General features: G+C 59.4%; 32 protein-coding genes. 29 read left to right on the top strand and 3 right to left on the bottom strand.

Features of this window, described 5'->3' with window-relative positions; all coding sequences use genetic code 11:
- Positions 1-25 precede the first annotated feature (25 nt).
- The 12 genes from sigI to yjcZ all read left to right on the top strand — a co-directional run bounded on the left by sigI (position 26) and on the right by yjcZ (position 11,706).
- Entirely contained in the window at positions 26-844 is an 819-nt protein-coding gene (gene sigI, locus H4Q31_RS14165) for an RNA polymerase sigma-I factor (RefSeq protein WP_260440159.1), read from the top strand.
- On the top strand, positions 841-2,250 hold the full coding sequence (locus tag H4Q31_RS14160; protein WP_185179714.1) for an anti-sigma factor domain-containing protein: 1,410 nt from the start codon (positions 841-843) through the stop codon (positions 2,248-2,250). The genes sigI and H4Q31_RS14160 overlap by 4 nt, the downstream gene beginning before the upstream one ends.
- A gap of 159 nt (positions 2,251-2,409) precedes the next feature.
- On the top strand, positions 2,410-3,786 hold the full coding sequence (locus tag H4Q31_RS14155; protein ID WP_185179713.1) for a two-component system sensor histidine kinase NtrB: 1,377 nt from the start codon (positions 2,410-2,412) through the stop codon (positions 3,784-3,786).
- A gap of 119 nt (positions 3,787-3,905) precedes the next feature.
- Positions 3,906-4,406 carry an FUSC family protein gene (locus tag H4Q31_RS14150; protein WP_185179712.1) on the top strand — a complete coding sequence of 167 codons (501 nt, stop codon included), beginning with the start codon at positions 3,906-3,908 and terminating at the stop codon, positions 4,404-4,406.
- A 107-nt stretch (positions 4,407-4,513) separates the two neighbouring features.
- Positions 4,514-6,841, top strand: coding sequence for a xanthine dehydrogenase family protein molybdopterin-binding subunit (locus H4Q31_RS14145; RefSeq protein ID WP_185179711.1), 2,328 nt, complete (start codon positions 4,514-4,516; stop codon positions 6,839-6,841).
- Positions 6,838-7,668 carry an FAD binding domain-containing protein gene (locus tag H4Q31_RS14140; RefSeq protein WP_185179710.1) on the top strand — a complete coding sequence of 277 codons (831 nt, stop codon included), beginning with the start codon at positions 6,838-6,840 and terminating at the stop codon, positions 7,666-7,668. Before H4Q31_RS14145 ends, H4Q31_RS14140 begins: the two co-directional genes overlap by 4 nt.
- Before the next feature lie 17 nt (positions 7,669-7,685).
- Entirely contained in the window at positions 7,686-8,159 is a 474-nt protein-coding gene (locus H4Q31_RS14135; RefSeq protein ID WP_185179709.1) for a (2Fe-2S)-binding protein, read from the top strand.
- A gap of 154 nt (positions 8,160-8,313) precedes the next feature.
- On the top strand, positions 8,314-9,099 hold the full coding sequence (locus tag H4Q31_RS14130; protein WP_185179708.1) for an ABC transporter ATP-binding protein: 786 nt from the start codon (positions 8,314-8,316) through the stop codon (positions 9,097-9,099).
- Positions 9,096-9,902 carry an ABC transporter permease gene (locus H4Q31_RS14125; protein ID WP_185179707.1) on the top strand — a complete coding sequence of 269 codons (807 nt, stop codon included), beginning with the start codon at positions 9,096-9,098 and terminating at the stop codon, positions 9,900-9,902. Before H4Q31_RS14130 ends, H4Q31_RS14125 begins: the two co-directional genes overlap by 4 nt.
- 5 nt (positions 9,903-9,907) lie before the next feature.
- Entirely contained in the window at positions 9,908-10,690 is a 783-nt protein-coding gene (locus H4Q31_RS14120) for an ABC transporter permease (protein WP_185179706.1), read from the top strand.
- Positions 10,691-10,786: 96 nt separating this feature from the next.
- Entirely contained in the window at positions 10,787-11,509 is a 723-nt protein-coding gene (locus H4Q31_RS14115; protein ID WP_185179705.1) for a class I SAM-dependent methyltransferase, read from the top strand.
- 98 nt (positions 11,510-11,607) lie between these two features.
- The gene (gene yjcZ / locus H4Q31_RS14110; protein ID WP_185179704.1) at positions 11,608-11,706 is read left to right on the top strand and encodes a sporulation protein YjcZ; all 99 of its coding nucleotides are present in this window, start codon (positions 11,608-11,610) and stop codon (positions 11,704-11,706) included.
- Positions 11,707-11,901: 195 nt separating this feature from the next.
- Here yjcZ and H4Q31_RS14105 read toward each other — a convergent pair whose 3' ends face one another.
- A complete protein-coding gene (locus tag H4Q31_RS14105) occupies positions 11,902-12,372 on the bottom strand; it encodes a hypothetical protein (RefSeq protein ID WP_185179703.1) in 471 nt (156 codons plus the stop codon).
- 160 nt (positions 12,373-12,532) lie between these two features.
- Here H4Q31_RS14105 and H4Q31_RS14100 point away from each other — a divergent pair, with 160 nt between their 5' ends.
- The 6 genes from H4Q31_RS14100 to H4Q31_RS14075 all read left to right on the top strand — a co-directional run bounded on the left by H4Q31_RS14100 (position 12,533) and on the right by H4Q31_RS14075 (position 15,088).
- A complete protein-coding gene (locus H4Q31_RS14100) occupies positions 12,533-13,030 on the top strand; it encodes an Hsp20/alpha crystallin family protein (RefSeq protein WP_185179702.1) in 498 nt (165 codons plus the stop codon).
- A 35-nt stretch (positions 13,031-13,065) separates the two neighbouring features.
- Entirely contained in the window at positions 13,066-13,290 is a 225-nt protein-coding gene (locus H4Q31_RS14095; protein WP_185179701.1) for a hypothetical protein, read from the top strand.
- Positions 13,287-13,811 (top strand): hypothetical protein, encoded by a 525-nt coding sequence (locus H4Q31_RS14090; protein WP_185179700.1) that lies wholly within the window; start codon positions 13,287-13,289, stop codon positions 13,809-13,811. The genes H4Q31_RS14095 and H4Q31_RS14090 overlap by 4 nt, the downstream gene beginning before the upstream one ends.
- A 5-nt stretch (positions 13,812-13,816) precedes the next feature.
- Positions 13,817-14,098: a hypothetical protein gene (locus tag H4Q31_RS14085; RefSeq protein ID WP_185179699.1), complete on the top strand. Its 282-nt coding sequence runs from the start codon at positions 13,817-13,819 to the stop codon at positions 14,096-14,098.
- Positions 14,099-14,134: 36 nt separating this feature from the next.
- The gene (locus tag H4Q31_RS14080) at positions 14,135-14,593 is read left to right on the top strand and encodes an Hsp20/alpha crystallin family protein (protein WP_185179698.1); all 459 of its coding nucleotides are present in this window, start codon (positions 14,135-14,137) and stop codon (positions 14,591-14,593) included.
- 81 nt (positions 14,594-14,674) lie between these two features.
- Positions 14,675-15,088, top strand: coding sequence for a hypothetical protein (locus tag H4Q31_RS14075; RefSeq protein ID WP_185179697.1), 414 nt, complete (start codon positions 14,675-14,677; stop codon positions 15,086-15,088).
- 35 nt (positions 15,089-15,123) lie between these two features.
- Here the strand turns inward: H4Q31_RS14075 and H4Q31_RS14070 are convergent, their stop codons facing one another.
- Both H4Q31_RS14070 and H4Q31_RS14065 read right to left on the bottom strand, forming a co-directional pair.
- Positions 15,124-15,621, bottom strand: coding sequence for a hypothetical protein (locus H4Q31_RS14070; RefSeq protein ID WP_185179696.1), 498 nt, complete (start codon positions 15,619-15,621; stop codon positions 15,124-15,126).
- Positions 15,622-15,639: 18 nt separating this feature from the next.
- Positions 15,640-16,110, bottom strand: a complete 471-nt coding sequence (locus H4Q31_RS14065; RefSeq protein ID WP_185179695.1) for an Hsp20/alpha crystallin family protein — start codon at positions 16,108-16,110, stop codon at positions 15,640-15,642.
- 163 nt (positions 16,111-16,273) lie between these two features.
- Here H4Q31_RS14065 and H4Q31_RS14060 point away from each other — a divergent pair, with 163 nt between their 5' ends.
- The 11 genes from H4Q31_RS14060 to H4Q31_RS14010 all read left to right on the top strand — a co-directional run bounded on the left by H4Q31_RS14060 (position 16,274) and on the right by H4Q31_RS14010 (position 26,234).
- Entirely contained in the window at positions 16,274-16,504 is a 231-nt protein-coding gene (locus tag H4Q31_RS14060; protein WP_245347157.1) for a hypothetical protein, read from the top strand.
- Positions 16,505-16,528: 24 nt separating this feature from the next.
- Positions 16,529-16,786: a hypothetical protein gene (locus H4Q31_RS14055; RefSeq protein WP_185179693.1), complete on the top strand. Its 258-nt coding sequence runs from the start codon at positions 16,529-16,531 to the stop codon at positions 16,784-16,786.
- Between the two features lie 12 nt (positions 16,787-16,798).
- Positions 16,799-17,032 carry a hypothetical protein gene (locus H4Q31_RS14050; RefSeq protein WP_185179692.1) on the top strand — a complete coding sequence of 78 codons (234 nt, stop codon included), beginning with the start codon at positions 16,799-16,801 and terminating at the stop codon, positions 17,030-17,032.
- Positions 17,033-17,062: 30 nt separating this feature from the next.
- On the top strand, positions 17,063-17,299 hold the full coding sequence (locus H4Q31_RS14045) for a hypothetical protein (RefSeq protein ID WP_185179691.1): 237 nt from the start codon (positions 17,063-17,065) through the stop codon (positions 17,297-17,299).
- A 111-nt stretch (positions 17,300-17,410) separates the two neighbouring features.
- Positions 17,411-17,536, top strand: coding sequence for a sporulation protein YjcZ (locus H4Q31_RS14040; RefSeq protein ID WP_185179690.1), 126 nt, complete (start codon positions 17,411-17,413; stop codon positions 17,534-17,536).
- A gap of 176 nt (positions 17,537-17,712) precedes the next feature.
- A complete protein-coding gene (locus H4Q31_RS14035) occupies positions 17,713-18,720 on the top strand; it encodes a LacI family DNA-binding transcriptional regulator (protein ID WP_185179689.1) in 1,008 nt (335 codons plus the stop codon).
- A gap of 77 nt (positions 18,721-18,797) precedes the next feature.
- Positions 18,798-20,591, top strand: a complete 1,794-nt coding sequence (locus H4Q31_RS14030) for an L-fucose isomerase (RefSeq protein ID WP_185179688.1) — start codon at positions 18,798-18,800, stop codon at positions 20,589-20,591.
- Between the two features lie 19 nt (positions 20,592-20,610).
- A complete protein-coding gene (locus H4Q31_RS14025) occupies positions 20,611-22,281 on the top strand; it encodes a ribulokinase (RefSeq protein ID WP_185179687.1) in 1,671 nt (556 codons plus the stop codon).
- 83 nt (positions 22,282-22,364) lie between these two features.
- The gene (locus H4Q31_RS14020; RefSeq protein WP_185179686.1) at positions 22,365-23,474 is read left to right on the top strand and encodes a glycoside hydrolase family 172 protein; all 1,110 of its coding nucleotides are present in this window, start codon (positions 22,365-22,367) and stop codon (positions 23,472-23,474) included.
- A gap of 42 nt (positions 23,475-23,516) precedes the next feature.
- On the top strand, positions 23,517-24,638 hold the full coding sequence (locus tag H4Q31_RS14015) for a glycoside hydrolase family 183 protein (protein ID WP_376698250.1): 1,122 nt from the start codon (positions 23,517-23,519) through the stop codon (positions 24,636-24,638).
- 180 nt (positions 24,639-24,818) lie between these two features.
- Positions 24,819-26,234, top strand: coding sequence for an ABC transporter substrate-binding protein (locus H4Q31_RS14010; RefSeq protein WP_185179684.1), 1,416 nt, complete (start codon positions 24,819-24,821; stop codon positions 26,232-26,234).
- The last annotated feature ends 13 nt before the right edge of the window (positions 26,235-26,247 follow it).

Here is a 26,247-nt window from a genome sequence, read left to right as displayed (position 1 = left end):
GGGATTCGAGGAACGAACGATATAAATGTGGGGTGAGCTCTTGCTGCTCTTATTATGGAGAAAATGGACCGGACGAGGAAGCGCTGCTCCGGCCGCCGTCCCCGCCATGCTTCCGGAAGAGGCAGTAGCGGCGATCCAGAACGGCGACGAAGCGCTTCGCAACGAATGGATTATCCAATACGAACCGTTTATCGCGAAAACGGCTAGCAAGTTCGCCAAACGATACATAGATCCGGAGCGTGACGACGAGTACAGCATTGCGCTCACAGCTTTCGATGAAGCGATCTCGCGTTATTCTCCTGATGCGGGAAGCAGCTTCCTATCCTTCGCATCGCAGGTCATTCAGCGCAGGCTGATCGACCATTTGCGCCGGGAACAGCGGCATGCCGCAGCTGTACCATACAGCGCGCTGCAAGGCGACAGGGACGAGGATACGTCGCTGCTCGCCGCGATCGAAGCGCAAGAAGCAATCGAGGTATATGCACGCGATCGCGCGGCTGAAGAACGCAGAGCCGAGATTGAAGCGCTGACGGCGGAGCTTGCGCATTATGGCATATCGTTCGCCGATCTGAGCGAGCAATCGCCGAAGCATCAGGACTCTCGCGATATGCTGTTGGGCATCGGAAGGCGGCTTGCGCAGAACGCTGTTTTATTTGGCATGCTCGCCGACAAGCGTCAGCTTCCATTGAAAGAGTTGTGCGAAATAGAGAACGTATCCCGCAAGACGCTGGAGCGCAATCGGAAATATTTGATTGCGGTCGCTTTGATCGCTAGAGGACCATATCCGCTCATGCAAGAATATATCATTCCATCGCCGGCTACAAAGGAGGAGGTAGTATCATGAACCGCGCTGTCGTGATGTCGTTGGAAGGCAAGAAGGCGGTCGTCCTCGCTCCAGGCGGGCAATTCATCCGGGTGCCCAACCGAGAACGCCTGCAAGTCGGCGATGAGATTGAACTTGAAGAGGGAGCGCAACGCTTAGGCGTGCGCGGCAATACCCGCAGAAGAGTGTGGACTGCAGGCTCGGCAGCTTGCGCCGCGGCTATTCTGCTTCTGGCGGGAAGCTTGTGGCTGCGTCCGTCGCCCGTCGTGGCCTATGTGTCGATGGACGTGAATCCGAGCTTCGAGCTCGGTATCGACAGCAAGGAACGGGTGGTTGAGCTTCAGGCGCTGAATCGAGATGCCGAGCCGATTGTCGCCGAATTGAAGTTCAAGGGCAAGGATGTCGGCGAGGTCGCGGAGGTCATTGCGGAAGAATTGGCGGAGCGTGAGCTCTTAGTAGGCGCGGATAGCGAGGTCGTACTGGCCAGCGTCGCCGTGAAGAAGGTCGATGAGCAGTGGGAAGCCGAAGTGACGGATAAGCTCAGACAAGCGATCGAGAAGGCGGGAACGACGGAGCCTGCCGACCCTGCTGATCCAACCGGAGAAGGCGCAGCTGCTGGCGAAGGAACGGCTGTTGGCAATGGTTCGCAACCGTCGACTGCGCCCGAGGTGACGACCATCTCGCTGCCGAAGGAAGTTCGGGAAGAGGCGAAGGAGAACGGCGTATCGGCAGGCAAGATGGCCTTCTGGTTGAAGGCCGAGAGCCAAGGACACCAGGTGTCCCTTGAGGAGCTGAAGAACAGCTCGATGAAGAAGATCGCGGAGTCTTGGGGCGGCGTCAAGCAGGTATTCGGAGACAGCGAGTTGTCTTCGTCTGAGGGAAGCTCGGATTGGAAGAACCTGCTGCAGAACGCACAAGAGATAGCTAAGGATAAGGCAAAAGAAAAAGAGAAAGAGGAGGAAAAGGAAAAGGAAAAGGAAAAGGAAAAGGGATCGAAGAATTCCGGCCTTCCGTCCAACACAGCAGGAGGAGGGATCGGATCGGCTTCCACCGGCAATAACGGCTCGCCCGCGAAGCGCGGCGATAGTCAGACGAAGGATAAGCCGGGGCGGGGCGTTCCGAATCAGCTCCAGGAGAAGGACCAGGATAAGGACCAGGATAAGGATAAGGATAAGGATAAAGAAAAGGATAAGATGAAGGATAAGGACAAGGACGAAGACGCCGGTAATCGCAAGGCCAGCGGTAGCGAAGCTGGCCTCGGCTTCGGCAGCGGATCCGGGATCGTTGGCAGATTCGGCTTCGACAACTCGAACGACTTCGCGGGAAGCAGCGCTAGTATGAACGGACGTCAGAATATCGGCTTTGGCAGAGGCTCGACTCGCGATCTCGAGTCTAGCATCCGTGAGAATATAGGCTTTCGGAGATAGAGAGACAACAATTTTGAAGGAAATTGTCCGATTCGACAATCGTTCAAGCCATTCGACATGATCTCTCATTGACAGTCATCTGCCCGAATGACTATGATAAATGTGAAATTTTGTCGGCTAGTCTTATGGCTAATAACGGTATTTCCTGGAGGTACCTATATGGAAGGCTGGGAAGCACGTTATTTCCCCGCCTTGGCCAACTTCGTGCTATTCGAAGGGAGTCAAGGCAAGGAAATTGCGGATTTGCGGCTTGAGCTGCTGGGCGTTCCAACCGATGTGATCCTTCGCCAACATGAAGAGAGCGTGCGAATTCTGCTCTTGAACGCCGAGATGGAAGACCGGATGACCGTTATTCACCGGTCTCTTTTATTTCTTGTCGAAATTCTGGCTGCGCTGCGCCTTCCGGAGGCGGCTGCAGACCGGGAGGAAGACCATGATCAGCTAAAGGCTGCGCTAGTCCAAGCGCTGCCAATCCCGGGGGAGAAGCCAAGCCAATTCGAGACAGTGCTTCAGCATATGGATAGCGGCATCGCACTGTTCAGCGCGGACGGGCGATTGCGCTTCCTGAACGTTCAGATGGCGAAGCTGCTGCAAGCTCCACGGCGTATGATGATCGGCAATACGTTTAAACAGCTACTTTTCCACCCCTACCTTCGCAAGCCGGTACGGGCGGTCTTCCTGCGCATGTACAAGGAAATGGTTCTCTACCGCCGGTTCTATTCGGAATTCCAAGATGCGGGCGGCCGATTCGTGCTGGTCAGCATCACGCAGATCGAAGAGCTCGGCGGCGACTATCTGGTCAGCGTGAAGGATGTATCCGAGTATAAGCATATCGAACAGACGGCGCTGCAGAATGACAAGCTGGCGATGCTCGGCAAGATCGCCGCTTCGATCGCGCATGAGATTCGCAATCCGCTCACGTCCATTCGCGGCTTCATTCAGTTGCTTAGGCCGTATCTCGAATCGGTTGGCAAGCAAGAGTATGCCCGGATCATTCTGTCGGAGATCGACCGGGCGAACGACATCATCTATGAATTCCTTAACTCCTCCAAGCCGTCAGCTCCTATGAAGCAGAGGATAGCGGTCGCTTCGCTCATTAAGGAGACGATTCTGCTCACGGAGAGCGAAGCCCATATGAAGGGCTGCGAACTTCAGTACGAGATCTATGACCCGGACATCTGCGTCGCCGTTGACGTCAAGCAGATCAAGCAAGTGCTGCTGAACATCGTCAAGAACGCGATGGACGCCATCCTAAGTGCCGGAGACCGGCGCAAAGGGCTTATCGCGATCTCTGTTCGCCGGGAGGGGCGCATGGCCGCCATTCGGATCCGCGATAATGGCAAGGGCATGGACCGGGCAACGCTGGGACGATTGTTCGATCCGTTCTTCACGACGAAGGAGGAAGGCAACGGGCTGGGACTGTCCGTCAGCTACCGGATCATTCGCAACCATGGCGGAACGATCCAGGTCGACAGCCAGTTGAACGAAGGGACGGAGTTTATCATCTATTTGCCGCCGGATATGGATCGGGAGTAGGAAGCAAGTCAAGCGCGAATAAGGAATATTTCTGGCCGATGCCGCTAACCCCGGTATCGGCCAGTGGTCTATAGCGCAATCTATTCCGTGTCATTAGAAGAAGGAACGGAGGAACACTCGTGAGCAAGACGGCATTCGCGGGATCCCAGCCCTCCATCTCGAATTTGCTCCTGACAGCGCTGAAGATGGCGCTCGCTTCCGGCATCGCTTGGGAGCTTGCTAAGCTGGCAGGCTCCAAGCATCCCTTCCTCGCGCCAGTCTCCGTCATTCTGTGCATGCAGCCTTCTGTTCAGCAGACGCTGCAGTTCTCCCTCTACCGTGTGGCCGGGACTGTGATCGGCGTCATACTGACGGTTATCGCGTCGATCTGGCTCCCGCTCGCCTCGTGGTCGATGGCGCTGCTCATTGTATTCGGCTGCGCCTTGTCCCTGGCAGCGGAGCGCCATCCGACGCTCATTCGCGAAGTGGCTTTGAGCGTTGTGCTGGTCTTGGAGCTGCAGCGGCAATCCGAGAGCTACGCGATCGACCGTATCCGCGATACGTTCATCGGCGTCGGTGTCGCGTTGGTGCTCCATCTGCTCGTACTGCCGCCTAAGGAGCAGCCGCAATCCTCATCCTAAAGCGAAGCTAAGGCGTAAGCTGCGCTGCCGCCCGTGAGCAGGCATATCCTCTCTTGTCCCGCCCATATAAATGAGAGATCAACGGGCACGGACGGGAGGGAAGCGTGATGGAGACGATCGGCCAGAGCGTGCCGAAGAAGGAATCGCCGGACAAAGTGTCGGGTGCCGCTATGTATACGGCTGATCGAATCGAAGCGCGCATGCTCCATGCGCGGTATGTGATCAGCCCGTATGCGCATGCGCGGATCGCCGGTGTCGACGCGGCCGAGGCGTCGCGCATGCCCGGCGTGCGGGCGATCGTGACCGGACAGGACAGCGACGTGTTGACCGGAGAGGAGCTCAGGGACCGGCCGGTTATCGCACGGGATCGGGTTCGGTACCAAGGAGAGATCGTCGCCGTCGTCGTCGCGGATACGGAAGCGCAGGCGAAGGGGGCGGCGGATGCTGTTCGCGTCCGCTATGAGCCGCTGCCAGTCGTCCATTCGCCGGCGGCGGCGCTGCGTCCGGACGCTCCGATTCTGCATGAACGGCTGGGCGAATACGTGCGAGGAGCGGGCGTCATTCCGATCCCGGGCACGAACGTCGCCAGCGTCATTCGGATCGCGAAGGGTGACATGGAACAAGGCTGGGCCGAGAGCGAGATCGTCGTGGACAACCGCGTCACATTCGGTCCCTCGGATCACGCTGCGATGGAGACTCGGAGCGCGATATGCGAGATTCGCCCGGACGGGCATATCGTCATCGAGTCGTCCACACAGGTTCCCTTCGCCGTCAAGAAGTACATCGCAAGCTACTTCGGCATCGATTCGGGGTTTATCATCGTGAAGACGCCGTTCGTAGGAGGCGCCTACGGCGGCAAGACGGCGATCCATCTCGAGCCGATCGCCTATTTGGCGTCCCGCGCCGTCGGCGGGCGGAAGGTTAAGCTGGTGAACACCCGCGAAGAGGATATGGTCACTTCGCCGGGGCGAATCGGGCTTGATGCCGTGGTGAGGCTGGGAAGCACGAGAGACGGCCGTATTCAGGCGGCGCAGATCCTTTATCATTTCGATGGTGGGGCTTATAACGATAAGTCCAGCGACGTCGCTAGAGCGGCGGCTGCGGACTGTTCGGGCCCTTATGCGATCCGCAATCTCCACTGCGAATGTCTGACCGTCTATACGAACCATACGTTTCCGGCTGCCTTCCGGGGCTACGGCCATTCCGAGCTGACGATGGCGATGGAGCGGGCGATCGACAAGCTTGCCGACACGCTGGGCATGGATCCGTGGGACGTTCGGATGATCAATTCCATCAAACCCGGAGATATTGCGCCAACGCGAGACCGGCTGACCCGGAGCAATCTTGGCGACATTCAGACGTGCCTGCGGCGGCTGAAGGAGCTCTCGGATTGGGAGAGCTCCTTCAGCCGCGTGGACGATTATAAGGTGCGTGCCACAGGGATCTCCTGCTTCTGGAAAAATTCATCGATCGACTCCGACGCGGGCTCCGGCGCGATCCTGTTGTTCAATCCGGACGGAAGCGTTAATCTCGAGACGGGCGTCGTGGAGATCGGAACAGGCACGAAGACGGTCCTCGCCCAGATGGTGGCGGAGCGGTTCGGGATGAGCGTCGACCGCGTGCACGTGAAGTTCGCCGTCAACACGCTGGACACCCCTGAGCATTGGAAGACGGTCGCAAGCCGGGGAACGTTCATGGCGGGAAGGGCAGCGCTGAAGGCGGCGGACGATGCGATCCGGCAGCTGAAGGACATCGCCGCAGCCGTGCTGAAGGTCGTCCCGGAGGATCTGGCGATCGGCGGCGAGAAGGTATTCTTGCGCGATGATCCGAGTCTAAGTATCCCCGTGAAGGACATCTGCTATGGCTACAAATACCCGAATGGCCATGCGATCGGCGGCCAGATCATCGGGCGAGGCGTCTATATCCAACGAAGGATCGAACCGCTCAATCCGCTCACCGGCGAAGGTACGCCGGGACCGGAATGGGGCGTCGGCGCGCAGGCGGTGGAGATCGAGCTGGACTTGCGCGACTGCTCCTACCGGCTGCTCAGATCGATCTCGGTCATCGACGCGGGGCGGGTGCTGAACCTGAAGGGGGCGCTGGGGCAAGTGATGGGCGCATCTGCGATGGGGCTCAGCTATGCCAGCCGCGAAGCGTTCTACTACAACGCAGACGGGCAAGTGCTGGATCCGACGCTTCGCGACTATACGCTGATGCGGTACGGCGAGAACCCGGCGTACACCGTCGAGTTCATCGAGAACCCTTGTCTCGAAGCGCCATTCGGCGCCCGGGCGCTTGGCGAACACGGGCTGATCGGAATGCCTGCCGCGCTCGCAAGCGCCGTATCCCGGGCGGCGGGCGTGCGATTGAACGTGCTCCCGCTCTTCCCGGAGACGGTGTGGCGCGCTAGGAACGGAGGCGAAGGCACATCATGATCGGCTTCGACTTCGATTATTACAGGCCGTCTTCCATCGAAGAGGCCGTCAGCGTCTATCAGAGACTGGAGGGGCAGGGCAGGCATCCTGTCTATCTGTCGGGCAGCACGGAATTTATCACGTTCGCCCGAGTAGGTTTGATGTGCAGCGGCGCTGTCATTGATCTGAAGGGCATTCCGGAGTGCCGTATGCTTGCCGCCGGAGAGCGGGAGATGACGTTCGGCGCCGCGCTTACGCTGTCGGAGCTCGACGATTCGAAGGCATTTCCGCTGCTCGGGGATACAGGAGCGGGCATCGCCGACCGGACGTCTCGCAACAAGATTACGCTGGGAGGCAATGTGTGCAGCCGCTTGATATACAAAGAAGCGGTGCTGCCGCTGCTGCTGACGGACAGCGATGTCGTGGTTGCCGGATCCTCTGGCATTAGGCGCGTCCCGATCTCGCGGCTGTTCGACCGCGAGATGCGCCTTGGCCGAGGGGAGTTCCTCGTCCAATTCATCGTGGGTTCGAGCTATCGATCGCTTCCATATGCGAGTGTGAAGAAGAGGAAGGCAAGCGCCATCGATTATCCTGTCGTCACTGTGACGGCTCTCGCGGCGCCGCAAGGCGTTCGTTATGCCTTCAGCGGCTTGTGCGCGTTCCCGTTCCGATCCGAAGCAGTGGAGCGGGCGCTGAACGAACGCGGACTGCCGCCGGAAGAGCGGATTCGTCTGGCGGCCGGCATGCTGCCTGAGCCGATTCTAAGCGACGTCAAGGCGTCAGCGGACTATCGGGAGCTCGTCTGGCGGCTGACGCTGACAGATGTGATGGAGGCGCTGGAGAGCTGAATGGGGGGAGCTGCGGAATGAGACTCGAGTGGCGCATTAACGGCGAGGGTCGGAGCGCTGATATTCGGCCGGCGGATCTGCTGCTTGACGTGCTCCGGGAGAGCTTCGGCTTGACCGGTGCGAAGCCCGGCTGCCGCAACGGGGATTGCGGAGCGTGCACGGTAATGGCGAACGGCTTGCCGATGAAGTCATGCTTGATGCTGGCCGTCGAAGCGGCGGGCCAAGACATCGTGACGATCGAAGGGCTGGCGAACGCGCCGGCGCAGCGGGCGTTCATTGAGATGTTTGCTTTTCAATGCGGATATTGCACTCCGGGGTTCATCCTGAACGTTCATGCGCTTAGCCTCGCCCATCCGCAGGCCGACGAAGCGACGGTGAGGAGCTGGCTGCAGTCTAACATCTGCCGCTGCACGAGCTATGAAGAGATTCGCGAAGCCGTCTATTCGGTGCTGGGGAGTGCCCGGGGGACCATCGATGCAACGAACGGCTGATTCTGCCCTCGGAGCGATGACCGTAGCCCGTAGTGCAGGAACGGCTGCGCATCGCGGCTCAGAATGAAGAACTTCATGGCTAGCGGCTGTTAAACAAAAAAACGACGCGCTTGGCGTCGTTTGGCTATTTTAGATAGTATTCAAGAGAACATAGATGTCCTCGCCATCTGGAGCGCTGGCCGAAGACGACGCCGATCTCTTGGACGCAGGCAGCTCTGTCTTGCCAAGGCGTATACCCCATGATAGAGCATGCGCCGCCGTCCGGCACAAGAATGCCGAGCTGTGGTGGGATGTGCCCGTGATCGACTCGTACGAGCTGCTGCGCGATATTTACAAGGTGCCGGATGCTGTCTACCGCGCCAACCTGTCAATGCTGACGGAGACGCTCCAGCTTCAGCAGTTGCTGCACACGCCGGTGCGTCAGCTCAGCCTCGGACAGCGGATGCGCTGCGAGATTGCGGCTTCGCTGCTTCACGGCCCGCGAATCCTGTTCCTGGACGAGCCGACGATCGGGCTCGACGCGGTCAGCAAGCTGGCGGTGCGGCAGTTTATCCGTACGCTGAACGAAGAGAAGGGCGTCACGGTCATTCTGACGACGCACGACATGAGCGATATCGAGGCGCTGGCCGAGAGAATTCTGCTGATTGGCAAAGGCACGCTACTGTACGACGGTTCGCTCACCCGGCTGCGCGGAAGATTCGGCACCCGCCGGACGATTACCGCAGAATACAGCCCGAGCCATCGGCCGCTGGACATTCCAGGCGCGCAGACGGTCTCTTGGTCGCCGGAGAGGGCTATCCTTAGCGTCGATACGTCACAGACGCCGATCGCTGAGCTGCTGGCTTCCCTATCCGCGCAGGTTGAACTGGCGGATGTGGCCATTGAGCCCATGCCCGTCGACGAAGTGATCGCGGGGCTGTACCGGGAGCTTCGCCTATGAGAGTGTTCGTATCCATCTGGAGACTCCGCTTCCTCCTCGGCATGCAATACCGCACCGCGGCTCTGGCAGGCGTCGCCACGCAGCTCTTCTTCGGTCTCATCTTCATCATGATCTACGTCGCCTTCTACGCCCAAGGTTCAGCTAATGCCGCTGACATCTCTCTGGAACAGATCGTCTCCTACGTGTGGCTGCAGCAGATCTTCCTCTCCTTCATCATGCTCTGGTACCGCGACAACGAGATCTTCCAGCTCATCACGAGCGGCAATATCGCATATGAGCTTTGCCGGCCCTTCGGCATCTATTCGTTCTGGTATGCCAAGCTGCTTGGCCAGCGGCTGTCCGCGGCCGTACTGCGCTGCCTGCCGATTCTGTTCGTCGTCTACTTCCTGCCTGGGCCTTATCGGCTGCAGGCGCCGCCATCGCCGGCAGCGCTTACTTGCTTCCTGCTGTCGCTGCTGCTCGGGCTGCTGCTCGTCGTCAGCGTCTCGATGCTCATCTATATCTCCGTCTTCTGGACGATGTCCCCGACCGGCTCGACGCTGGTGATCTCGGTTGCGGGCGAATTCTTCGCCGGCATGATTATCCCCGTCCCGCTCATGCCGGAATGGCTGCAGAAGACCGCCAACTTCTTGCCGTTCCGCTGGTCGGCTGATTTCCCGTTCCGCGTCTATTCCGGCCAAATTCCGGTTCGCGAAGCGATCGGCCAAATCCCCGCCCAACTGCTGTGGATTGCGGCGCTGCTCGCATTCGGCGGTTGGAGCCTGCGAAGAGCGTTGCGCAAGCTTGTCGTGCAGGGAGGCTAAACAGCATGAACCTATATCTGAAATACTTGTCCATCCAGTTCCGATCGCAGCTGCAATACCGAGCCTCCTTCTGGCTTCTGACGCTGGGCCAATTCTTCATTCCATTCTCCGTCTTCGCAGGCCTCTATCTGCTGTTCGATCGGTTCGGGCAGCTGCAGAGCTGGAGCTTCTTCGAAGTCGCGCTCATCTTCGGCGTGATCCATATGGCATTCTCGGTCAGCGAATGCTTCGCTCGCGGCTTCGACGCCTTCTCCTCGCTGATTGTGCGCGGCGACTTCGACCGGTTGCTCGTTCGTCCCCGAAGCATGGCGCTGCAGGTGCTTGGTTCACAATTCGAGTTCACGCGATTCGGCCGCATGCTGCAGAGCGCGGTCGTTCTGGCATGGGCGATTGCCAATCTGCCGATCGACTGGAGCTTCGCCAAAGCCGTTACGCTGCTGCTCATGATCGCGTGCGGAGTGCTGATTTTCACCGGGATCTATATGCTGTTCGCGACGATGTGCTTCTGGACCGTGCAGGGGCTGGAAGTAGCCAATGTCTTCACGGACGGCGGCCGCGAGATGGCGCAATATCCGCTGAACATCTATGGGAGATGGGTGAAAATGTTCTTTACGTTCGTCATCCCGTTCGGCTGCGTGAACTACCTGCCTATGCTCTATATCCTCGGCCGAACCAGCGGTCCTTCGATCGGTTATATGGCGATGCCGCTGGCTGGCGCGCTGTTCATGCTTCCCTGCCTGCTCATCTGGCGGATCGGCGTGAGGCATTACCGTTCCGTCGGCTCGTGAACGGGAACTTAATTGCACATTTCTAGACGAAATCGGGAACCGCTCCGCCCTCTCCTCCATATACCTATTCCAGCAAGGATGAATGGAGGAGACACGATGGAATATTTGGATTTGCTCTCGCGGCTTGGCGTGCCTTCCGCGCACCCAGGAGGCTTCTCGGCGACTCGGCGAGCGGCGGAGAAGCTGGGGCCGGGACCTCTCCATATTCTGGAAGTGGGCTGCGGAACGGGCAAGACGGCTTGTTATTTCGCGAAGCGCGGCTATCGGGTAACGGCGCTCGACATGCATCCCGTCATGTTGGACAAAGCGAGGAAGCGCGCGGAGAACGAGGGCGTCCGGGATATTCAATGGGTGGAAGGGAGCGTCGAAGCGCTGCCGTTCGAGGACGGGACGTTCGACGTCGTCTACGCGGAGTCGGTAACGATCTTCACCAGCGTATCGAATTCGCTGAAGGAGTATTATCGCGTGCTGGCCCCGGGCGGCAGGCTGATGGACCGCGAGCTCGTGCTGTTCGCGGAGATGCCGGAGCCGGTCTACAAGGAGATTCGGGATTACTTCAAGTTCGATAAAATTCTGTCGCCGGACGAGTGGGTCGAGCAGATCCGTGCGGCCGGATTCGAATGCGAACGTCCCGAGCTGGACGCGATGCGCGCGTTCGAGAACAGGGCCGATCCGAGCGAATTCCAGGAGCTGGAGCTAAGCGAGCTGTTCGACCCGGAGGTCGGACAAGGCATTATGAAGTATGCCGACCTGATGCTGGCGCAGGAGCCTTACTTTAGAGCTTGCGACTTCTTGGCGGTTAAACCGGGGAAATTTTGACAATAGGAACAAACGTCCAACCGAGTGCTTAGCCGTCGTCATAGGATGCAGTGTGATGTATTCATCACAATCTTCGAACAAATGGAGGATGAGGAAACATGAGTGCTGGAGTAGGCGGATATGGCGGCGGCGCAGCGTTCGTCCTTGTACTGTTCATTCTTCTGGTTATCATTCTCGCGGCAGGTATCTACGTCTAATTTAACTCTTCATTCTCTTGCCAGTCAGAGGCGACTCTGGCTGGCTTTTTTTTGTGTTCATTCTTCGGGAACCGAGAATAAAAATAAGAATAGGCAAGGTTAGCGTACCGGCGAAGAACGAGCGAGGCCGGGCGACAAAGCGAAGCGCCCCCGCGGAGGGCTGGACCGGTCCGCAGGAGCGCTTCTAAGAATAAGTTAAATCTTTAAGCCGCCGAGCAGAGGAATGATCGTCCGGAGCATGCCGAAGCCCATCCGAATGCCGGGCCATGCCTTGCCGATCATGCCGATCATGTTCATGAGGCCGCCTCCGCCGCCTGCATTGGCAGCTGCGCCGCCGGCATTCCCGCCGCCGAACAGGCCGCCAAGCAGGCTGCCGCCGCCGAAGAGTCCGCCGCCGAGCGGATTGGCGCCCGGACCGCCGGGACCTCCGATGCCGCCAAAGCCGCCCCATCCGCCGAGACCGCCAAGTCCGCCGACAGGCGCGCCTTGGCCGAGCGGACCGAACAGGCCGGCGAGTCTGGCTTTGTCGGCGCTGCGGATCGTAGACGTCTTCACCTTGCCTCGGCCCTTGCGGCCGTATACGGTCAGCTGTCCGCCTTCCACTTCGGTAATCCATCCAATCCAGTAGCTTCTGTCCTTCAGGACGATGCAGACGGGCTGGCCCATGTAACGCCGGGCTTCTTCCGCGGTTAAGCGCAACGTTCTTGCGGTAGCGATGCCGATTACCCCCTCACGATGCAAAAGTTGATTCAGCATATGCAGGCGGGTATCGCTCCGCTTGTACGATTACCGTACATTTATGCAATATCGGGTCGAGGAGGCAGCTATGGAGCAAGATCGAACGAATCTGCCGAAGGATTTCTATACGCAGGCCAGCGAGGTGCTCGGCGAAGACTTCTGGCAAGAGATCGGCGAGCTGCTGCCGAATTCGGGGCCTCGCATCGACATTTACTATACGCAGCAATCAGTTGTTGTGCTTGCGGAGCTGCCCGGCTTGCAACGGACGGATCAGGTCAAGATTCAACTGCGGGGGCAGACGATTGAGCTGGAGGGGGAGATCCCTTGCCTATATCCGGTCACCCGCAACCGCATCTCGCTTAGCGAACGGTTCTTCGGCCCGTTCCGCCGAACGCTGCAGCTGCCGAAGCCCGTAAGGACTGAGCCGATCAAGGCGAAGTATGCGGAAGGCTTGCTGATCGTCACGTTCCCGATCGATGAAGCGGATCGCCAGACGGAGATTCCAATCGAGTTCGGAGCGGCGGGGCAGCCGGGTTCGCCAGCGCCGCCGGATCTATCCGGCTCGACCGGCGCATCGTCAGAATAGACGGCTTAAGAGCTCTTGCGACAGGAGGGGAGTCCATGGTCGACATATGGTACGGGGAATTCCGCGTCGGGAACGTCTCGAACGGATCGGGGATCTACGCCGGGAGCAACCAGCAATGGAAGTATAAGCGCGCCTCCAAGCAGAACCAAGCGTTCGGCGCCGTGCGCGGCCAAGGCAGCCTGGTAACGGAGATCAAGGTGCGGCTGTCCGACCGTGACAAGATCGACTCGGATTCCAGCGGACCTCCGCCCAAGCCGTGAGCGATCGGTTCGGCTTCGGCAGGCGAGCCAGGACCGAGAAGCTGCTGAGCGACATCCGCGCTCGTCTCGAGGAGATGGAGACGCGGTTCCGCCGGTTCGAGGAGAGCCTGGAGCGTTCGGAAGGCGGTCAGCCGCAGCAGCCGCACGTTCAGATCGAGAACGTCCATATTCACCAGCCGGTGCTGGAGAAGCTGGAATTCCGCCTTGACGCCTTGGACATCGAGCAACTGAGCGGCTCGCTTAATCTGGGCAACAACTTCGGCGCGAAGTGGGCCGGCATCCGTGAGACGGACAGCGGGACAGCGGCAGGCAAGAAGGCGAACGGAGCGGCAGCGGGCACGAACGCCGGCAGCGCTGCTGGCGCAGCAGCTGGCTTGAAGTCAGATGCCCGCAAGATGACGAGCGGGGCGAGCGGCGCGAACCGAAGCGGCGCTCATTCGGCAGACGGCGTCTCCGGCACCGATGCCGGAGACGGACTGCGGCGGACGCCTTCGGGCTACTGCTGGAACAACCGGAGGTGATGGCAATGGCCTCGTTCTTATCCCCCCAATTCGTCATCGGGTCGATTCGCATCGGCTCGGTGGAGAATGCCTCGTGCATCAATATGGGGAACAATTGGCCGGCGGGCTTCGAGAGCCATCAGAAGCTGACGCAAGGCTTCGGCTCGGTGAGCGGGGACCGGAACTGGGTGGCGGGCATCCGTTCGCTGCTTAACGATTCCGACTTCCTGGATATGCTGAATATTTCGGATACGGACGTTCCCGATTGGCTGCGCGGTATCATTTCGGAAGGCGCGAACATAAAGTAGGGCAGAAGCTATACACCGAAAGGGCAGTGACTAGGGATGAACAGATGGAAGCCTCTGGACGTCGATTGGAAGGAATTCCAGAATGATCTGTTCAGTCAGGTGCCGTTCGTCGGGAAGTCGTGGAACCCGAAGGGCATCGAGAACTTCGTTGAGCGGACGATCCGCAGCTATTTGCCGAGATCGATGTTTGGCAACGCCGGCTTCTCGCCGTTCGCCGCCGCGATCGATTACGACGTATTCGAGACGCACCGCTCGATCTTCGTCAGATGCCGCGTGCCCGAAGACGTCTCGCCGCGGAGTCTGCGGTTCTACGCGAACAGCCGGCAGCTGAGAATCGAGAGCGGCGACCATTCGGAGGATATTACGCTGCCGGGGGAGATTAATCCGAACCGGACGATCGCGCGGTATCGCCAGGGCGTGCTGGAGATACGGATGCCGAAGGTTGGCCGTTCCGAGCCGTTCCAGGAGATATTTATCCGCGATGGGGGCAAATGAACAGGCGAATAAGCGGACGAAGCATATGTTATCCCGACAGGCGGGCGAATCGTCTGAATCCTGAGGAGAGGAGACTTATGCTTGATTCCCATATCGCCTATTACGGTTGAGAACATCATGCCACATGTTGGACGGCCCGCATATGCGGTTCTGCGCGACGGCAGCTGCCGCGTCGGCATCATCCGGGGCTGCAGCGAAGGCAACCTGTACCTGGACGTCGCGCCTGGCGGACTGTCGCTGGCGTCGGTCAAAGGAACGAAAGCCGGAGACGCCTTGATCAAAGCGATGAAAGCCAGGAACGTTAAGGGAACAGCTGCCCGCAACGTCAAGGCCGTCAAGCCGTGCAAGCCCGGCAAAGTGAGAACGAAAGCTTGGGGCTTCGGGCCTTACGGCGGCTACGGCTACGGCGGCTGGGGCTGGGGCTGGGGAGCCGCGGCGGCGATTGGTCTAGCGGCAATTGCTGCGCTCTTCTTGGTTCCGTTCTTCTTCATCTGACGATCGATAGGCTGTCCGCCAAGCAGGCGCCGCTGCTACTTGGCCGGACGGCCTTCTGTCTGTCTGGCGCGAATGCGGCAGCGCGGGGAATGGCTCCCGGCTTCTTCGGAGCCGGCCGCGGAGGAATCCGCATGGGCGGAGCCCGCGGCGGAGGAGGCCGGCGGGGAAGAAGACGAAGGCGCCGAAGCTCTGGCGGAAGCTCCGTCGGAAGCCCTAGCAGAAGCTCTAGCAGAAGCTTCTGCGGATGCGATCGGGAACAGCTCGTCCTGCTGAGGCGTTCCATGATAGGTGACGCCGATGTTCAACTGTCCCTCTAGCGAGTCGATCTGAAGCGTGCCGAGATGGCTGCTGAGATCCACCTTCTCGATCACGACTTTGTCGGCATGGCGAATGAGCAGAGGCGGGGCCGAGCGCACATCGCTCTCTAGCTGGCCGAGACGGTTGTCCAGATCGGACAAGCGCTGCAGAATCGCCTCTCGGCTGCCGGCGGATTCCGGCTTTATGATCCGATGGAACCAATCAAGGAACGGCATTGCGCACACCTCGCCGCTTCATTCGATGTCAATCTTCTTCTTCCAGGCCGGCGTCACCGGAATGCGGACAACCAGCGTGCCGTGGCGGAACGTCGCGCTGACATTGGCAGATTGGCCGTCGATGCGCGCCGGCAGCTCGATCGCACGTTCGAAGGGACCCGTGAACCGCTCTGTCCGGGCAGCAGCCTTCCCGGGGAAGAGCGGCTTCGCTTCGCCTTGGACATACAGCGCCTCGTCGTTCAACGAGATATGAAGATCCTGTTTGTCCACGCCCGGCAAATCCACGAGGATGATCCATTCCTCTTCAGAGGTCAGCATGTCGACGGCGGGGAACGGTCCGGTCTGCGCTTGCTTCGGCCCCGGGCGGGTGAGAGGGCTGCCGAGGGAGGACGGGTCTGCCGGCTGCTGCTCGAATACGTCGGACCAGAAGTCATTGCCCGCGAAGCTCTTGGCGAACTCCAGCCATTTGTTGATCTTGTCGGGATTCATTCGGCACAATCCCCTTCGGATGTAATGGGGCGTATGGTTTATCCTATTTGAGCTCGGGCTCGTTCATGCCAGGAAGGCGGGACTTCTCGGGCTCCTCTCGACATATAATCCGAGCTTGGGGAGTAGACTTAAAGATCAACCAATGGCAGGAGGGGAAAAAAAGTTGTTTGTGCCCGCCTCTATTCAGATTGGCAGCATAGAGCTGAACAACTGCGACCATGCCGGCGCCGTCTCCTTCGGCGTCAACCACAAGCTGAACCGGAACGTTAGAGCCAAGAAGAATCAAGGCTTCGGCCAGCAATTCGCCGATCAGACGCTGCGCTTCGCGGCCATTCAGCTGCTGCTCGACGAAGAGAGCTCGGATTCGATCAGATCGAAGGCTGACAGGCGTTAATCCATTCGAGAGGGGAGTCGAGGCATGCGCTTGCCGAATCCGCCCAATATCATAATTAACATTCATATGATCAAAGTGAATTCGTTCGAGAACGCGTCGGCTATCAACGTCGGGCAGAATCTGCTCGCCGAGTGGCACAATTCGGACAAGAAGAATATGGGCATCGGACAGAACATGGGCGACGGAGCCGGATTCTTGGGGACGAAGAGCATGGTCGACGACCGGGATCAGGTCGACTCTGCCTCTTCCTTCGAATCGGATTGGCTGTCCGTTCCCCGCTAAGGAGGGGCGAACATGCACTTCTCGCCGGTCATGGTGAATATTCTGGGCTTGAAGCTGAATACGCTTGATCATGCTTCGGTTCTTAATCTGGGGCCGAGCCAGCACATGGATCAATTCGTGTCCTACAAACGCAATCAAGGCATAGGAGAGCAGAACGGAGACTTGTCGCCGACCATCCTGCCGGCAACCGCGGTGTTCGATTGCGATCTGGTCGACAGCGCCAGCGTCAAGGCAAGCGTCCTCTAACAGTCACCCAAGATGAAAGGTTGTGTGAAGATGATCTTCTTTACCCCGACGGCCATCAATCTGCTTGGCCTCAAGATCAACACGGTGGACAATTCGAGCGTCGTGAATGCGGGAGCGCTGCAATATATCGACCAGTTTGTCTCTTACAAACGCAATCAGGGCTTCGGCGAGCTGAACGGCGACCTGTCGCAAGTCAATGTGCCGCTCTCGCTCATGAACGATCCGGATCTGATCGACAGCACCTCGAACAAAGCCAGCGCGGTATAGTTAAACGCGGATTTGTGCGGCCGCCTGTGCGTTCGTCCTGTCCTTATGTCCATCCCCGCCATATGCTGAAGTGTGATGACCTATCACAATCGGGCTAAGGTGGTGAACGGAATGGGCTATCCTGTAGGCGGTGTCGGATGCGGAACCGGCGGAACCGGCGGCTATGGGGCTATCGGATTTGTACTGGTGCTCTTCATCCTGCTGGTCATCATCCTTCGTGCGGGCATTTTCGTTTAATCGCCGTTACGCGCAATTCTCTTAAGCTCCGGCTGATGCCGGCGCTTTTTTTTTTTTGCTGTCTAAAATTAAGGTTGACAGACAAGCGGCTCCTCCTTTATTCTGACTGTGTAATCGATTACGTAAACGATTACGCAAGCGTTTGCAGCATGGCTTAATTTTGAGGTGAATGGCATTTGGCCAAGGCAACGATTAAGGAGGTAGCGGCGGAAGCGGAGGTTTCCACAGCTACTGTATCCCGAGTATTGAACGACAGCGGCTATGTGAGCGACGAGATCAAGGAACGCGTCATGGAGGCGGTAGCCAAGCTGAACTATCAGCCGAGCGCGATCGCCAGAAGCTTGAAGCAGGATAAGACATTTATGATCGGCGTGATCGTGCCCGATATCTCGAACCCATACTTCATGGGCATCTCGCGGGGAATCGAGGACGTCGTCGGCGTGGAAGGCTTCCAGCTCATGTTCTGCAGCTCCGACGAATCGCCCGAGAAGGAGAGCCGCCTGCTGCAGCTGCTGCAGGAGAAGCGCGTTGACGCTATTGTGCTCGCCACGGCTGGCGGCAACGACGAGGCGATCCGATCGCTGGCCGCTTCCGGCATGCCGATCGTGCTGGTAGACCGCAAGCTCGAGGATGAGGCGGCCGGCCAGACGCTCGATTTGGTCGCGGAAGACAATACGGAAGGCGCAAGCCGGTTGGCCGCCAAGCTGCTGGAGGACGGGCATGTCCGCATCGGCGTCGTGAACGGCCCTGCGCGGGTCAGCACCGGACGCGAACGCTACGCTGGCGTGCTGAAGGCGATGAAGGAGTTCGGGCTGGAACCGAATCCGCTCGTGTACAACGGCGCCTTCACGACGGAGGATGGCATCCGGGCAGTCCGCAAGTTCCTGCAAGCAGATTCACGGCCGACAGCCATCGTGTCGCTGAACAACCGGATGAGCCTTGGCGTGCTGCTCGAGATTGTGCGCAGCGGATGGAGAATTCCGGACGACATCGCTGTCGCCTCCTTTGGCGAAGTGGAAGCGGGGTCTCTGCTTAAGAATCCGGGACTCTATTATATCGACCAGCATCCCTATGATATGGGTATCAAAGCGGGAGACATTCTCTTGAAGCGGATCCGCAAGGAGGAGCCGCAGCTAGAGCCCGCTGTTGAGATATTCCGCAATGAAGTGAACCGAATCGGTTGAGATGGCCGATTCGGGCCACAGCCGGAAGCCGGCTAATCTGGATAATGAATCAGAAGACATGGGAGGATGAACGAGTAATGAATGTACAACCATTCTGCAATCGATTGCAGGGTTCTATGCCGAAGATCGGCATACGCCCCATTGTAGACGGCCGCCGGGGAGGCATTCGCGAATCGCTGGAAGAGGTGACAATGGCGATGGCGCAGAAGGCTGCGGATTTCCTGTCGGAAAATTTAAGACATAGCAACGGCCTGCCTGTGGAATGCGTCATCGCTGACACGTGCATCGGCGGCGTGGCGGAAGCTGCCCGCGCAGAAGAGAAGTTCGCGCGGGAGAACGTCGGCGTGACGATCTCCGTGACGTCGTCCTGGTGTTACCCGACGGAGACGATGGACCAGCATCCGACGCGCCCGAAGGCGATCTGGGGCTTCAACGGAACGGAGCGCCCTGGAGCGGTGTACTTGGCCGCTGCGATGAGCGCGCATAATCAGAAGGGACTTCCCGCGTTCGCGATCTACGGGCGCGATGTGCAGGATATCGGTGATACGACGATCGCGCCGGATGTGCAGGAGAAGCTGCTGCAATTCGCGAAGGCGGGTCTCGCTGTAGCGACGATGCAAGGCAAGTCGTACCTGTCGATGGGTTCGGTGTCGATGGGCATCGCCGGCTGTATCGTTGACGAGACGTTCTTCCAGAACTATCTCGGCATGCGCAACGAATATGTGGATATGACCGAGTTCGTCCGCCGGATGGAGCTTGGCATCTACGACAAGGCGGAGTACGAGAAGGCGCTGGCTTGGACACGCGAGAACTGCAAGCCGGGCACCGATTATCTTCCGGAGCACCTGAAGCGTTCGGAGGAGCAGAAGCAGAAGGATTGGGAGACGGTCGTGAAGATGGCGCTTATCGCCCGCGACTTGATGATCGGCAACCCGAAGCTGGCGGAGATCGGCTACGGCGAGGAAGCCCTTGGCCGCAATGCCATCGCAGCCGGCTTCCAAGGCCAGCGCGCTTGGACGGACTACTTCCCGACCGGCGACTTCATGGAGGCGATTCTCAGCTCTTCCTTCGATTGGAACGGCATTCGCGAACCGTTCATTCTCGCTACCGAGAACGATACGCTGAACGCGGTGACGATGCTGTTCGGCCACCTGTTGACGAACGCCGCTCAGATCTTCGCGGACGTCCGCACCTACTGGAGCCCGGAAGCGGTGCAGCGCGTCACGGGGCATACGCTGCAGGGCCGCGCGGCAGGCGGCATTATCCACATGATCAATTCCGGCCCGGCGGCGCTTGACGGCACGGGACGCCAGACGAAGGACGGCCAGCCGGCGATGAAGCCGTTCTGGGAGATCACGGAGGCGGAAGTGCAGGCGTGCCTCGACGCGACCGAGTGGTGCCAGGCGGTCGATTACTTCCGCGGGGGCGGCTTCTCGAGCGACTTCACGACACGCGAAGGCATGCCGGTCACGGCTGTCCGCATCAATCTCGTGAAGGGAATCGGTCCGGTCATGCAGCTGGCGGAAGGCTACACGGTCGAGCTTCCGGAGGACGTCCACAACAAGCTGGACCGCCGAACGGACCCGACTTGGCCGACGACTTGGTTCGTGCCGAACTTGACGGGCGAAGGCATCTTCAAGGACGTGTACAGCGTCATGAACAACTGGGGCTCGAACCATGCGGCGATGAGCTGCGGCCATGTCGGCGGCGACTTCATTACGCTGGCGTCGATGCTTCGCATTCCGGTCTGCATGCACAACGTGCCGGCGGAGCGTGTGTTCCGCCCGAGCGCATGGACGGCCTTCGGAGGACTGGAGCCGGTAGGCGCAGACTACCGCGCTTGCGAGGCCTACGGACCGCTGTATAAGTAGAGACGGGAGGCGTTAAAGCATGGATAGACGCTATGCGATCGGTGTCGACTACGGGACGGAATCGGGAAGAGCGCTGCTGGTCGACATCGCGACCGGGGAAGAGGTGGCGACGCACGTCACGCCCTACCCCCACGGCGTCATCGACGAGAAGCTTCCCGGTTCCGGGGTGAATCTCGGGCATGATTGGGCGCTGCAGCATCCATACGACTATCTGGAGGTGCTGCGGCGATCGGTTCCGGCCGTACTGCAGGAGGCTGGCGCCGATCCGGATCAGGTGATCGGCATCGGCATCGACTTCACGGCCTGCACGATGATGCCTTTGAACAAGCAAGGAACGCCGCTCTGTCTGCTGGATCAATGGCGGGACCATCCGCACAGCTGGGTGAAGCTGTGGAAGCACCATGCCGCGCAGGATGAAGCGACGCGGATCAATGAGCTCGCGCTTCAGCGGGGAGAGGCGTTCCTGCCCCGATATGGCGGCCGGCTGTCGTCGGAATGGATGCTCGCCAAGGCTTGGCAGATCTTGAATGAAGCGCCGGAGGTATACGAGCAGACCGACACGTTCATGGAAGCGGCGGATTGGGTCGTTATGCAGATGACCGGCGAATTCGTCCGGAACAGCTGCACGGCCGGGTACAAAGCCAATTGGCATAAGCGGGAAGGCTTCCCGTCCGAGGAATTCCTCGGCGCGCTCGATCCGCGGCTGGCTGCGCTGGCCAAGGAGAAGCTGCGCGGACCGATCAAGCCGCTCGGCACCAAGGCCGGGGGACTGACGGAGAATATGGCGCACGTCATGGGGCTTCGCCCTGGAACAGCGGTGGCGGTCGGCATCATCGATGCGCATGCTATGGTGCCGGCTGTCGGCGTCGTGAAGCCCGGCAAGCTGGTGATGGCAATGGGCACCTCGACTTGCCACCTGCTGCTGAGCGAGCGCGAGGTGCTGGCCGAAGGCATCTGCGGCGTCGTGGAGGACGGCATCGTGCCCGGCTATTACGGCTACGAAGCCGGACAATCCGCGGTCGGCGACATCTTCGCCTGGTACGTGGAGGAGGCTGTTCCAGCCTACGTGAAGGAAGCGGCGGCGACCGCCGGCATCGGTGTTCATGAATGGCTCGAGCAGAAGGCGGCCGCCGCCAAGCCGGGCGATAGCGGGCTGCTCGCGCTCGACTGGTGGAACGGCAATCGCTCGGTGCTGATGGACGCCGACCTGTCCGGCGTGCTGCTGGGGATGACGCTTCAGACGAAGCCGGAGGAGATCTACCGGGCGCTGCTCGAAGCGACGGCTTACGGAACGCGCGCCATTATCGAAGCGTTCGAGCAAGGAGGCGTCGGCATCGAAGAGCTGTACGCCTGCGGCGGACTGCCGCAGAAGAATCGGCTGCTGATGCAGATCTACGCGGACGTGACCGGGCGCGAGATCCGGATCGCCGATTCGACCCAGACGGCGGCGCTCGGCGCGGCGATGTTCGGGGCGGTGGCGGCGGGAGCGGAAGCCGGCGGCTTCGACTCCGTCGTGGAAGCGGCGCAGCGAATGGCCCGGGTGCGCGAAGAGAAGTATCGGCCGATTCCGGCGAACGCCGCCGTCTATGAGCAGCTGTATCGGGAATACAAGGAGCTGCATGACTATTTCGGCCGCGAGGGCAACGATATCATGAAGCGGCTTAAAGCGATTAAACGCGGCCAGGCTTAACCGGTTATCCGGCCGCTTCCCTTTGAACAATCTGCAATCGATTGCATAGTTCGACAATTTTTCTCACAGAAGGAGACTGCGACATGCCTAATGCCAACCAACTATCCTCTCTCAGCTTAGCCAGAGCCGGCAAGCGCAGACGCGAATCGAGCTACGACCGCAGCGGCGGCAACAAAGATTACTTCTCCATTCGTCCAGGCGACAATACGGAGATATGCAAGCTTCAAGGCGCGGGCGCTATTACGCACATCTGGATGACGATGGCGACGGACGCTCCGGCAGAGGAAGTGTTCCTGCCCCGCAAGATCGTGCTCCGCATGTATTGGGACGGCGAGCAGAAGCCGAGCGTCGAAGCGCCGATCGGCGACTTCTTCGGCATGGGACACGGGCTGACCCGCAATTATACGTCGGCGCCGCTCATGATGAGCCCCGAAGACGGCAAGGCGTTCAACAGCTTCTTCCGGATGCCGTTCGCCGACGGGGCGCGGATCACGATCGAGAGCGAAGCGGAGCAGCCGATCAAATTTTATTTTTACATCGATTATGAGCAGTACGATTCGCTTCCTGCGGAGGAGCTGCGCTTCCATGCGAAGTGGCATCGCGAATGTCCGACCGAAGGGATCACCGAGGACGGAATTGACAACGCGAACTTCGAATTCGGCGGCAAGAACACGACCGGCGAAGGCAACTACGTCATCCTCGACGCGGTCGGGCGCGGCCACTATGTCGGCTGCAACCTCAATATTCACAACCTGCGCGACACGAGCGAATGGAATTGGTACGGCGAAGGCGACGACATGATCTTCATCGATGGAGAACCTTGGCCGCCGACGCTGCACGGCACGGGGATGGAGGACTACTTCAACACCGCTTGGTGCCCGCAGCAGGAGGTGTGCACGCCGTATCACGGCATCATCTTGGGCGGCGGCCCGAATTGGAGCGGCAAGATCTCGACCTACCGCTACCACATACTCGATCCGATCATGTTCGAGAAGAGTCTCAAGGTGACGATTGAGCATGGGCACAACAATCATCGGAGCGACGATTATTCTTCCACCGCCTACTGGTACCAAGCGGAGCCGCACCAGCCGTTCCCTGAACTGCCGAAGGTAGCGAAGCGTCTGCCTCTGCCGGATATCAAGCCGTTTAACCAGGCTAGCTTGGACCGGATATTCGGGCATCAGAACCCGTAACTGCGTGCGAGGAATCTCAAGCAAGGAGGGATGCGCTTGAAGGTGAGAATGATATCGCTGACGGCGGGTCTCGCCTTGCTTCTGTCCGGCTGCTCCGGCAGAAGCGAGGCGAATCCGCAGCTCGGCGGCGACAAGGACGGGGCGTTCCTGCTCAAAGGAGTCAGCGACGTCGAACAAGTCTCTCAGATCACCGGCGCCGATTCGCCGAACAAGACGGACCAATACGCCGTCTTCGGAACCGATCTCGGCTCGATGATCAACGACGGCGACAAGACATACTTCGTGTTCGGCGACACGTTCGCGACGCGGGCGGAAGGCCAAATCGGAGGAGGCGGCGACTACTGGCGCTCCAACACGATGGCCTATACGACCGACGACAACCCGGCAGACGGCATTACGCTGGACGGCATGATCGTAGATGAGATCGGGCTCGCCAAAGAGCTGCTGCCATCGAAGAAGACTGACTTTGACGAGATGACGAAGATACCGACGTACGGCATCGCCGCGAACGGCGCGCTGTACTTGTACTATATGTCGGTGAACCACTGGGGCGATTCCGGACAGTGGGACTCGAATTATGCCAGCACCGCCAAATCGACGGACGGCGGACAGAACTGGACGCTGCTGGACGATCTGAAGTGGCCGGGAGACAGCAACTTCATTCAAGTAAGCCCTTACAAGTTGAAGGTCGACGACAGCCATTCGGACATCTACTTCTGGGGCATTCAGTCCGGACGCTTCGGCGACGGCGGGGTGAAGCTGATGAAGGTCGCCGAGCCGGACATCGAGACGGCGGATGCGTACCTGTACTATGCAGGGCAGGACGAGAAGGGAGAGCCGATCTGGAGCTCCGATCTCGCACAGGCGAAGACGGTAGTGGACGATACGGTGGGCGAATTGTCCGTCGTATGGAACCCGTACCTGCAGCGGTGGCTCATGACTTACCTTCGGGAAGGCCAAGGCGTCGTCATTCGCGAGGGGCTCGCGCCTTGGGGGCCATGGGGGGACGCCATCGATCTAGTGACAGCGGGCGAGCAGCCCGGCCTGTACGCTCCGTTCATGAACGAACGGTATATCGCGGATGGCGGCAAGACGATCTACTTCACCCTATCGCTCTGGAACCCCTACAACGTCTTCTGGTTTAAGGCTTCGCTCGAAAAATGAAAGCGGATACAAGACTTGCAGGATAAACGAACCCTTCAACATGACCTGCGAATCCCGCAAGATCAGCAAATCTCGCAAGATCAGCAAATCTCGCAAGACCCGCGAATCCGCAAGACCCAAATCCGGTTTAAACGCATCGCGTTTAAATAGCAACACCACAATTAAAAGGGAGGATTCACAATGCAAGCACAAACGAAAAAAAGCTTGGCAGTCCTCGTAACGGCACCGATGATTCTGTCTCTCGCCTTAACGGCGTGCGGAGGCGGCTCGAACAACGGCTCGAACGCCGGCCCTTCGCAGAGCGCCGCTTCCAGCCCTTCCGGAAGCGCCAGCGCGAGCGCCCCGGCTAACGCTCCTTCCGGGGAACCGGTCACGATCGAAGTATGGGCGAACAAATTCGAGGACACGACGTCCGAATGGTTCAAGAAGTGGACCGACGAATTCAACAAGTCGCAGAGCAATGTCAAGGTGAACCTGACGATTGTGCCGGGAGACGCTTGGGCCCAGAAGATGAAGGCAGCGCAAGCGGCGGGCAAGGCGCCGGACGTCTGGACAATCAGCTACAACGGCGTCGCCAACTCCGCCAAGCTGGGAGAGATTCAAGCGCTGAACGATCTGATGGATCAGACCGTGTTCGACGATCTCTACGACAACATGAAGGACTTCGTGGCAGTGGGCGACAAGTATTACGCTTATCCTTGGCTGGTGGAGCCGTCCACCGTGCTGTACTACCGGAAGGATATGTTCCAGGAAGCGGGTCTTGATCCCGAGAAGCCGCCGGCCACGTGGGACGAATTGCTCGCGGATGCTGAGGCGCTGACGAAGAAGGGCGTCTTCGGCTTCTCGACAGCCCAGACCGCGGCGGAGATCGGCTGGTCAAGCTGGGGGCTGCAGTACAACGCTGCCGGCCATCTGCCGATCACCGATGATTGGTCCAAAGCGGACCTCGCGGATGAAGGCTTCAAGAAGCTGGTCAGCTTCTACCAGCAAGCCTATCAATCCGGCTCGATGCCGAAGCAGGCGCTGGCCGGCTATACCGACGCCAAGCCGTTCGGCGAAGGCAAGATTGCGATGATGGCCAACGGCTCCTGGGCCATCGGACAGATCCGCAACGACTATAAGGATATCGTCGATAAGGTCGGCGTCGCTCCGATGCCGACAATCGACGGTAACCCGAACAACACGACGGCTACGCTCGGCGGCTGGTCTCTCGCCGTGGACGGCAAGTCGAAGCATCCGAAGGAAGCGGCTTCTTACATCCAATATCTGCTCGCCGGCGATCCGAACGTCGTGCTCGACTACTTCCGCGGGGCGCAATTCTCCAAGTTCACGCCGCGTAAGTCTGTCGACGAAGCGATGGCAAGCGATCCTGAAGCATCGAAGGATGCCGTTCGTGCGATGATCGCCGAGAAGATCGTTCCGTATTCCAAGCCGGAGCCGATCTATCCGTGGGATATCAGCTTGGCGTTCGCTACTGCGATCGAATCCGCGATGAAGGGCACCGATGTGGATAAAGCGCTGGACAAAGCGGAGAAAGACATTAACGACTTCATTACGAAGAACAAGACGGCAGGCACGAATCCGAAAATGCAATAACCGGAAGCGTTCC

This window comes from Cohnella lubricantis (genome assembly GCF_014212015.1).
Lineage (GTDB): Bacteria > Bacillota > Bacilli > Paenibacillales > Paenibacillaceae > Cohnella > Cohnella lubricantis.
Note: the sequence above shows the minus strand (reverse complement) of the source record. Positions and strands in the feature narration are given on the sequence as shown.